Genomic DNA, 9,411 nt, shown 5'->3' on the forward strand with positions numbered 1-9,411 from the left:
GGGTGAAACCGGCGGTGCTGGAGCCCGAGACGGCGAAGCTGATCGAGGGCGACCCGGCCGAGGGGGTGCTGTGCATCAGTGACAGCTGGCCGGGGCAGATGCGCACGCTGTGGGGCGACCACCAGCGTTTCGAGGAGGCCTATTTCCAGCAATATCCGGGCTATTACTTCACCGGCGACGGCTGCCGGCGCGACGAGGACGGCTATTACTGGATCACCGGGCGGGTGGATGACGTGATCAACGTCTCGGGCCACCGGATGGGCACGGCCGAGGTGGAATCGGCGCTGGTCGCCCATGCCAAGGTGGCCGAGGCGGCGGTGGTCGGCTATCCGCATCCGCTGAAGGGCCAGGGGATCTATGCTTACGTGACGCTGATGAACGGCGTCGAGCCCTCCGAGGATCTGCGCGCCGAGCTGGAGAAATGGGTGCGCACCGAGATCGGCCCGATCGCCAAGCCCGACCTGATCCAGTGGGCGCCGGGCATGCCGAAGACCCGTTCCGGCAAGATCATGCGCCGCATCCTGCGCAAGATCGCCGAGAACGACTTCGACAGCCTCGGAGACACATCAACCCTCGCAGAACCCGAAGTCGTCGACGAACTCATCAGAAACAGGATGAATCGCGGATAGGGGCGCGGGGAACGCATCCCGGCCTTTCCGCCGGGAACCGGGATGCGGCGGCAAGATCAAGGGCGGAACGCGGCATGTCTGAACAGGGAGGTCCAAGGGACATGAGTGACAGACAATCTTCAAACGCATATTGGCAGGCCAATCTCAGGATCATCTGGATTTCGCTGGCCATCTGGGCGCTGGTTTCCTATGGCTTCGGGATCGTCCTGCGGCCGCTGATCGCATCGATCCCGGTCGGCGGGTCCGACCTGGGCTTCTGGTTCGCCCAGCAGGGCTCGATCCTGATCTTCATCGTGCTGATCTTCTTCTATGCCTGGCGGATGAACAAGCTCGACCGCGAACACGGCGTGGAAGAGTGAGGGGGACGGAGAAATGAGCCAGTTTACGCTTAACCTGCTGGTCATCGGCGCGTCCTTCGCGCTGTATATCGGCATCGCCATCTGGGCCCGCGCGGGTTCGACGGCCGAATTCTATGCCGCCAATCGCGGGGTCAGCCCGGTGATGAACGGCATGGCCACCGCCGCCGACTGGATGTCGGCCGCCTCGTTCATCTCGATGGCCGGCCTCATCGCCTTCACCGGCTATGACAACTCGACCTATCTGATGGGCTGGACCGGCGGCTATGTGCTGCTGGCGCTGCTGCTGGCGCCCTATCTGCGCAAGTTCGGCAAGTTCACGGTGCCGGAATTCATCGGCGACCGCTTCTATTCGCAGACCGCCCGGATCATCGGGGTGATCTGCCTGCTGATCATCTCGATCACCTATGTGATCGGCCAGATGACTGGCGTGGGCGTGACCTTCTCGCGCTATCTGGAAGTGTCGAACTCGACCGGGTTGTGGATCGGCGCGGCGCTGGTCTTCTGCTATGCGGTCCTGGGCGGCATGAAGGGCATCACCTATACGCAGGTCGCGCAATATATCGTGCTGATCATCGCCTATACGATCCCGGCGGTGTTCATCGCGATGCAGCTGACCGGCCATGTGCTGCCGCAGACCGGCCTGTTCGGCACCCATGACGCCTCGGGGGTCAAGTTCCTGGCCAAGCTGGATCAGGTGGTGACGGATCTGGGCTTCGGGTCCTATACCGGGCATCACAACTCGACGCTGGACATGGTGCTGTTCACCCTGGCGCTGATGATCGGCACCGCGGGCCTTCCGCATGTCATCATCCGCTTCTTCACGGTGCCGAAGGTGGCCGATGCGCGCAAGTCGGCGGGCTGGGCGCTGGTCTTCATCGCGCTGCTCTATACCGTCGCGCCGGCGGTGGGCTCGATGTCGCGCTTTAACCTGACCGCGACCATGTGGCCGGGGGCCGAGACGGGCGAAACCTTCAGCCAGCCGGCCGTGTCGCTGGATGCCATCGCCAACGATCCCGATCTGCAATGGATGCGCAACTGGCAGACCACCGGCCTGCTGAACTGGGAGGACAAGAACGGCGACGGCCTGATCCAGTACTATAACGAGGCGGGCGCCGCCGATGCGCCGGTCGCCGCGATCATCGAGGAGCAGGGCCTGGTCGGCAACGAACTGACCACCGTCAACAACGACATCATGGTCCTGGCCAACCCGGAAATCGCCAACCTGCCGGGCTGGGTCATCGCTATCGTGGCGGCGGGCGGTCTGGCGGCGGCTCTGTCCACGGCGGCAGGCCTGTTGCTGGCGATCTCGGGCGCGGTGTCGCATGACCTGGTCAAGGGCGCCATCAATCCGAACATCAGCGAGAAGGGCGAGCTGCTTGCAGCGCGTGTCTCGATGGGCGTGTCGATCCTGGTGGCGACGATTCTGGGCCTGAATCCGCCAGGCTTCGCGGCGCAGACCGTGGCGCTGGCCTTCGGCCTTGCCGCCAGCTCGATCTTCCCGGTCCTGATGATGGGGATCTTCAGCAAGCGCGTCAACAAGCAGGGGGCGATCTGGGGGATGATCGCGGGCATGGTCTCGACCATTGTCTACATCTTCACCTACAAGGGCTGGTTCTTCGTCGCCGGCACCAACATGCTGCCGGATACCCCGGATGCCTGGCTGCTGGGCATCTCGCCGGCCTCGTTCGGCACGATCGGCGCGCTCATCAACTTCGGCGTCGCCTATCTGGTGTCGAGCATGACCGAAGAGCCTCCGGTCGAAGTGCAGGAGCTGATCGAATCGATCCGGGTGCCGCGCGGCGCCGGCGAAGCGCACAGCCACTGAACGCAACCGGCCGCGCCTGTCCCCGACGGGCGCGGCCATCCCGCCAAGCAAGGCAAGGGCCATGACCGATATCGCTGCCTTCATCGCCTCGGTTCATCCCTATGACAGCCTGCCGCAGGACGAGCTGGCGCGTGTCGCCGGTTCCTTCGGCCGCAGACGCCATGCCGCCGGCAGCGTGATCTACAGCCACGGAGAGAAGCTGCCGGGGCTGTATCTGATCGAGAGCGGCCGCATCCGCGTCTCGGACCGCAACGGCGATTCCGTGTCCGAGCTGTCGGCGCGCAATTCCTTCGGCGAACGCGGGCTGCTGCGCGACGGGGTGGCGGTGACGACGGCGACCGCCATCGAGGATTCGACCGTGCTGATGCTGCCCCGCGACGAGCTGTTGCGCCTGATCGGGGCCTATCGCTCGGTCGCGCGCTTCTTCGACCGCGGCGGCTTGTCCGAGGGGCGGGGCCACGATCTGGCGATGCTGAAGGTCGGCGACCTGATCAACCGCGCGCCGCTGAGCTGCGCGCCGGACACGCCCGCCATCGAGGCCGCCCGGATCATGCGCGACGCCCATGCCAGCAGCCTCGGCGTCGTCCAGGACGGCCGGCTGGTCGGGCTTGTCACCATCCGCGACATGTCCAGCCGGGTCGTGGCCGAGGGGCGCGACGTCCAGGCCCCCGTCGGCCAGGTGATGACCGCCGATCCGATCACGCTTTCGCCGGGCGAGCTGGGCTATGACGTGCTGAACATCATGCTGGAACGGCGCATCGGCCATCTGCCGGTGGTCGAGGGCGACCGCTTCGTCGGCATGGTCAGCCAGACCGACCTGATGCGGGTGCAGGCGATTTCCTCGTCGGCGCTGATCCGCGACATCGCCGGGGCCGAGAACGTGGCGGCGATGGCCGCCAGCACCGCCCGCATCCCCGAGCTGCTGGTGCAGCTGGTCAGCGGGCATTACCGGCACGAGGTGGTCACGCGGATGATCACCGACATCGCCGATGCCGTGACCCGCCGCCTGCTGATCATGGCCGAGGCCGAGCTGGGCGAAGCGCCGGGCCGCTATCTGTGGGCCGCCTGCGGCAGCCAGGGGCGCCAGGAACAGACCGGGCTGTCGGATCAGGACAATTGCCTGATCCTGGAGGACGGCTGCGATCCGGGCCATCCCTGGTTCGCGGATCTGGCGCGGTTCGTCAGCGACGGGCTGCACGCCTGCGGCTATGTCTATTGCCCCGGCGACATGATGGCGACCAATCCGCGCTGGCGGCAGCCGCGACAGGTCTGGCGCGGCTATTTCCGCGACTGGATCCTCCATCCCAGCCCCGAGGCGCAGATGCTGGCCTCGGTCATGTTCGACCTGCGGGCGATCGGCGGCGATGCCGCGCTGCTGGCCGGGCTGCAGACCGAGACGCTGGAGATGGCCGCCCGGAACTCGATCTTCGTGGCGCATATGGTGTCGAACGCGCTGAAGCATCGCCCGCCCCTGGGGCTGATCGGCGGCTTCGCCACGATCCGCACGGGCGAGCATCGCCACCGGATCGACATGAAGCACAGCGGCGTGGTGCCGGTGACCGACCTGGCCCGGATCTATGCGCTGCAGGGCCGGCTGCGACCGGTCAATACGCGCGCGCGGCTGACCGAGGCCGAGGATCGCGGGGTGATCTCGGGCAGCGGGGCGCGGGATCTGATCGCCGCCTATGACCTGATCCAGACCACGCGGCTGGAAAACCAGGCCGAGCAGATCCGCGCGGGTCGGCGGCCCGACAACTATCTGGACCCGGCCGGTCTGCCCGATTTCGGGCGCAGCCACCTGCGCGACGCCTTCGTGGTGGTGCGCGGGATGCAATCCGCGGTCGGACATGGCAAGGGAATGCTGGGATGAGGCGCGCATGACGGGGATCGGGGTCGAACTGCTGGGCGTCATCGCCGTCGGGATCGGGGCGGCGGCGGTGATCTATGCGGGGATGCACCTGCTGCGAAAGCTGGGGCTGGCCCCGGCGCGCTGGCTCTTGCCAGCGGGGATCGGCCTGGCGATGGTCGCCTATGCGGTCTGGAACGACTATGCCTGGTTCGAGCGGGCGAAGTCGCGCCTGCCGCAGGATGCCACCCTGCTGCTGGTCGGCCGCGACAGCCAGCCCTGGGCGCCCTGGACCTATCTGGCTCCGGTCGGGGTGCGCTTCGCGGCGCTGGATCCGGCAAGCATCTCGGAGAATGCGGACGGAACCCGGCGGGCCGAGATCATGTTGGTCGAACGGCGCGGCCCGACGCTGGTGGTGCCGCAGGATTTCGATTGCGCGAAGGGCCTGATCCGCCTGCCGCGCAGCGACTGGACGCCGTCGGATCCGCAGGATCCGGCCTATTCTGTCGTCTGTGAGGGAGGGGGCTGATGGCAGAGATTCTCGTGATCGAGGACGAAGACAATATCGCCACGGCGCTGGGTTTTCTGTTGACGCGGGAAGGATACAACCACAGCCGCATGGCGACCGGGGCCGGCGCGGTCGAGGAGATCCGCGCCCTGCGTCCCGACGTGGTGCTTCTGGACATCATGCTGCCCGACGTCTCGGGCTATCAGATCGTCCAGGATGTGCGCGCCGATCCCGCGCTGAAGGACGTGCGGGTGCTGATGATGACCGCGCGCGGCTCGGCGGTGGAGCGGCGCAAGGCGGTGGCGCTTGGCGCGGACGGCTTCATCGCCAAGCCCTTCGTGCTGTCGGAACTGCGGACGGAACTGGCGCGGCTGCTGGACCGGCCATGCTGACCGGGCTGTCGCTGCGGCTGCGGGTCCTGCTGATCTTCGCGGGGCTTGCGGTGGCGGTGCTGGGCCTGCTGGCCCTGGGGCTGTGGGTGGCGGGCCGGGGCCTTGCCGCGCGTCACGCCGATGCCGGCGCCATCCTGGACGCGCAGGTCCTGGCGGCGCTGATCGCCGGTCTGGGCGGCCTGGCCGCGATGGCCTGGGTCTGGTTCCTGTTCGACCAGAATGTCGCCCGCCCGATCGAGATGCTGGCCGGCGGGCTGCGCACCGGCCAGACGCCCGAGATCAAGGAGGCCCGCTATCTGGCCGACCTGGGCCCCGCCGCGATCGATGCGGCCGAGGCGCGGGCGCGCTCGGCCCAGGAACTGGCCGAGGCCATCGCCGAACATGCCGCCGACCTGGAACGGGAAAAGGCCACGCTGGAATCCATCCTCGCCGATATCGGCGCGGGGGCGGTGATGATCGATTCCGGGGGGCGGGTCGTCTTCTACAACGCCTCGGCCGCGCATCTGCTGCCGGGGATCGTGCTGGACCGCCCGATCGAGCGCTATCTGGCCGGCGGGGCGCTGACGGCGGCCTGGGCCCGGCTGGGGGCGGGGGGGACCGAGGCCACGGATGTCAGCTGCCTCAGCATGGGCGGGCTGCGGCTGTGGGGGCGGATGCGCCGGGTCGACGGCAACGTCCTGCTGATCCTGCGCGATCGGCCCGCGCAACGCCCCGCACCGCGCGGCACGCTGGAAACGCTGCGCCGCCATGCCTCGACGCTGGTGCCGATGCTGGATGCGCTGGACGGGCCGATCCCGCCCGAGCTGGCCCAGGCGATCCGCGCCGAGGGGCAGGGGCTGGCCAATGCCATGCGCGAGCTGACCGCGGCGATGGCCAGCGAGGCCCCGGAGGGGCGGGCGGGTCTGCACGAGCTGGCCGCCGGGCTGGAACTGGCCGAGGGGCAGGGCCGGCTGTCGCTGCTGGCCGACGCCGCCAGCCTGAACGGGCTCTTGCGGCACCTGGACCAGCGCCTGCGAGAGATGGGCATCACCCCGCGCCTTGCCGCCGATATCGCCGAGGCCGATCCCGATGGCGGCGAGGGGGCCGAGGTGCGGCTGTCGCTGACCTGGACGGGCGCGCCGGTGCCGATGGACCGGCTGGAGGACTGGCTGTCCGATCCCCCCGATCCGGCCCAGCCCGAGCTGACCGGGCACGAGATCCTGGCCGCCCATGCCTCGGGGATCTGGCCCGAAGCCGAAGGGGACCGGGCGCGGCTGGTCCTGCCCCTGCGCCTTGCGCCCGGCGGGGGCGAGGGGGCGGGGCTGACCTATGACTTCGCCCTGTCGCGGCGCGGCGCGGCCTCGTCGCGGCTGGCCGACCTGACCTGCGTCGTGTTCGACACCGAGACCACCGGCCTCGATCCCGCCACCGACCGGATCGTGCAGATCGCGGGCGTGCGGATCGCGCGCGGCCGGCTGACCGGCGAACGGTTCGACACGCTGGTCAATCCCGGCCGCCCGATCCCGCCCGGCTCGACCCAGATCCACGGCATCACCGACGCGATGGTCCAGGGCGCCCCGGACATGACCGCCGCGCTGGCCGCCTTCCACCATTTCGCCGAGGACGCGGTGCTGGTGGCCCATAACGCGCCCTTCGACATGGGCTTCCTGCGCCAGGCCGCGCCCGAGACCGGCGCGCATTTCGACAATCGCGTGCTGGACACGGTGCTGCTGTCGGCCATGGTCTGGGGCCAGTCGGCGCCCCATTCGCTGGATGCGCTGAGCGAGCGGCTGGGCATCGTCATCCCGCCCGAGGACCGCCATACCGCGATGGGCGACACCAAGGCCACCGCCGAGGCCTATCTGCGGCTGATCGCGGCGCTGGAAGCCAAGGGGCTGGAACGTCTGGAGGACGTGCTGGCCGAATCCCGCCGCCACCGCCGCCTGATCGAGGATGCGAACGCTCCCGCCATGCCCTCGGCCGCCGCGGGTCCCGGACAGGGCGGCTGACGGCGGCGGCGATACGGCCGATGACCCTCGGGCGGCGCCGGTCAGGCGGCCAGCAGGCGGATGACCAGGAAGATCACGGCCGACAGGATCGCTGCGGCAGGAACCGTGATGACCCAGGCGGCGGCGATGGTCAGCACATGCGCGCGGCGCACCAGCTTGCGGCGGCGGCGCTCCTCGGGGCTGACGCGGGGGCGGTTCAGTTCCTCCTGGGCCAGTTTCAGCCGCCGCTCGGCATCCCATTCGCGAAAGAAGCCGACCCCGAAGATGGCGCCGACCGCGATATGGGTGGAACTGACCGGCAGGCCCAGCCAGCTGGCCAGGATGACCGTGATCGCCGCCGACAGCGCCACGCAATAGGCGCGCATCGGATTCAGCTTGGTGATCTGGCTGCCGACCATGCGGATCAGCTTGGGCCCGAACAGGAACAGCCCGAAAGAGATCCCCAGCGCCCCGATCATCATCACCCACAGCGGCAGGTCCACCGAATCCGAGACCGCGCCCGACTGGCTGGCATGGACGATGGCGGCCAGCGGCCCGACGGCATTGGCCACGTCATTGGCGCCATGCGCGAAGCTGAGCAGCGCCGCCGACACGACCAGCGGGATGCCGAACAGCACCTTCAGCGACTTGTTGCGGTTCTCCAGCCCGCGCGACTGGCGGCGGATGACCGGGATCATCGCCAGCCATGTGGCCAGCCCCAGCGCGGCGCCGATGGCCAGCGCGGTGCCGAAGCCGATCTCGAGGACGCGGTTCAGCCCCTTCAGCGCCAGATAGGCGGCGCAGGTGCCGGCCATGATGCCGACCAGCACCGGCACCCAGACCCTCGCGGCGGCGATCTTGTCGGGGCGGTGGATGATCCGGGCCTTGATGAACCACAGGAAGCCCGCCGCGCAGATCCCGCCCATCACCGGCGAGATCACCCAACTTGCCGCGATGGTGGCCATCATCGGCCAGTTGACCGCGGACAGCCCCGCCGCCACGATCCCCGAGCCCATGACGCCCCCCACCACCGCATGGGTGGTCGAGACCGGCGCGCCGATCCAGGTGGCCAGGTTGACCCATAGCGCCGAGGACAGCAGCGCCGCCATCATCGCCCAGATGAAGATGTCGCTGCGCGCCATGCTCTCGGGCGCGACGATCCCCTTCGAGATGGTCGAGACCACGTCGCCCCCGGCCAGCAGCGCGCCGGCGCTTTCGAAGACGACGGCGATGGCGATGGCGCCGCCCATGGTCAGGGCATTGGCGCCCACCGCCGGCCCCATGTTGTTGGCGACGTCGTTGGCGCCGATATTCAGCGCCATATAGGCGCCGAAGGCGGCCGCGCAGACCACCACCAGCATGTTGCCGCCCTGGTCCAGCATCAAGGCCGCGGCCAGCGCCGCCAGCGCGATGAACACGAAGGCGATGCCCGGCGCGACCAGCGGCCGCGCGACATAGGCCGTCGCCAGTTCAAGCCGCGAGAAGCGCCCCAGATCGCGGTCGAGCGTTTCAAGGTGGCGGGCTTCGAGATCTGTTCGGGCCATGCTTGTCCTCGTTGTCCGGCAAGGCTGCCTAAGCGGCTTTGGCCGCCGGTTCAACCGTCTGGCCGCCTTTGTTGCCAGGGAATCCGGCCAGGCGGCCACCGCGCCTGCGAAGCGATGGCGTCACCACCGACGGCCCAGGATGCCGGGCGCGGAAGGAGGTCCGGGCAAATGGATGTCCCCCAGCGCCGCCGTCAATCGCGCCGCCGTCGATCGCGCCTGCGCGATAAGACAAGAACGGGCGGGCTCTGCCCGCCCGTTCAGTTGTCTGCCCGGGGATGTTCAGGCGAGTTCCCGCCTTTCGCCGATCAGCCCCTTGACGATGGCCCAGCAGGCGCCCAGCA

Annotated in this window: 8 protein-coding genes; 7 read left to right on the top strand and 1 reads right to left on the bottom strand. The window is 68.8% G+C overall.

Features of this window, described 5'->3' with window-relative positions; translation table 11 throughout:
• The 7 genes from C9E82_RS23145 to C9E82_RS23175 all read left to right on the top strand — a co-directional run.
• Positions 1–629 (top strand): AMP-binding enzyme (locus tag C9E82_RS23145; RefSeq protein WP_147393164.1); only part of this gene is annotated, 629 nt, incomplete at its 5' end.
• Positions 630–730: 101 nt separating this feature from the next.
• Entirely contained in the window at positions 731–988 is a 258-nt protein-coding gene (locus C9E82_RS23150; protein WP_119901020.1) for a DUF4212 domain-containing protein, read from the top strand.
• Between the two features lie 13 nt (positions 989–1,001).
• Complete coding sequence (locus tag C9E82_RS23155) at positions 1,002–2,813, top strand: sodium:solute symporter family protein (RefSeq protein ID WP_119901019.1); 1,812 nt, start codon at positions 1,002–1,004, stop codon at positions 2,811–2,813.
• 61 nt (positions 2,814–2,874) lie between these two features.
• Positions 2,875–4,683, top strand: coding sequence for a DUF294 nucleotidyltransferase-like domain-containing protein (locus tag C9E82_RS23160; RefSeq protein WP_119901018.1), 1,809 nt, complete (start codon positions 2,875–2,877; stop codon positions 4,681–4,683).
• Between the two features lie 7 nt (positions 4,684–4,690).
• The gene (locus tag C9E82_RS23165) at positions 4,691–5,188 is read left to right on the top strand and encodes a hypothetical protein (protein ID WP_119901017.1); all 498 of its coding nucleotides are present in this window, start codon (positions 4,691–4,693) and stop codon (positions 5,186–5,188) included.
• The gene (locus C9E82_RS23170; RefSeq protein ID WP_119901016.1) at positions 5,188–5,559 is read left to right on the top strand and encodes a response regulator transcription factor; all 372 of its coding nucleotides are present in this window, start codon (positions 5,188–5,190) and stop codon (positions 5,557–5,559) included. The genes C9E82_RS23165 and C9E82_RS23170 overlap by 1 nt, the downstream gene beginning before the upstream one ends.
• Positions 5,553–7,547, top strand: coding sequence for an exonuclease domain-containing protein (locus C9E82_RS23175; protein WP_122449404.1), 1,995 nt, complete (start codon positions 5,553–5,555; stop codon positions 7,545–7,547). Before C9E82_RS23170 ends, C9E82_RS23175 begins: the two co-directional genes overlap by 7 nt.
• A 41-nt stretch (positions 7,548–7,588) precedes the next feature.
• On the opposite strand, the gene C9E82_RS23180 is transcribed toward C9E82_RS23175, so the two are convergent.
• Positions 7,589–9,070: an inorganic phosphate transporter gene (locus C9E82_RS23180; protein ID WP_119901193.1), complete on the bottom strand. Its 1,482-nt coding sequence runs from the start codon at positions 9,068–9,070 to the stop codon at positions 7,589–7,591.
• Between the last annotated feature and the right edge of the window lie 341 nt (positions 9,071–9,411).

The organism is Paracoccus sigandri (genome assembly GCF_003709565.1).
GTDB classification, from domain to species: Bacteria; Pseudomonadota; Alphaproteobacteria; order Rhodobacterales; family Rhodobacteraceae; genus Paracoccus; species Paracoccus siganidrum.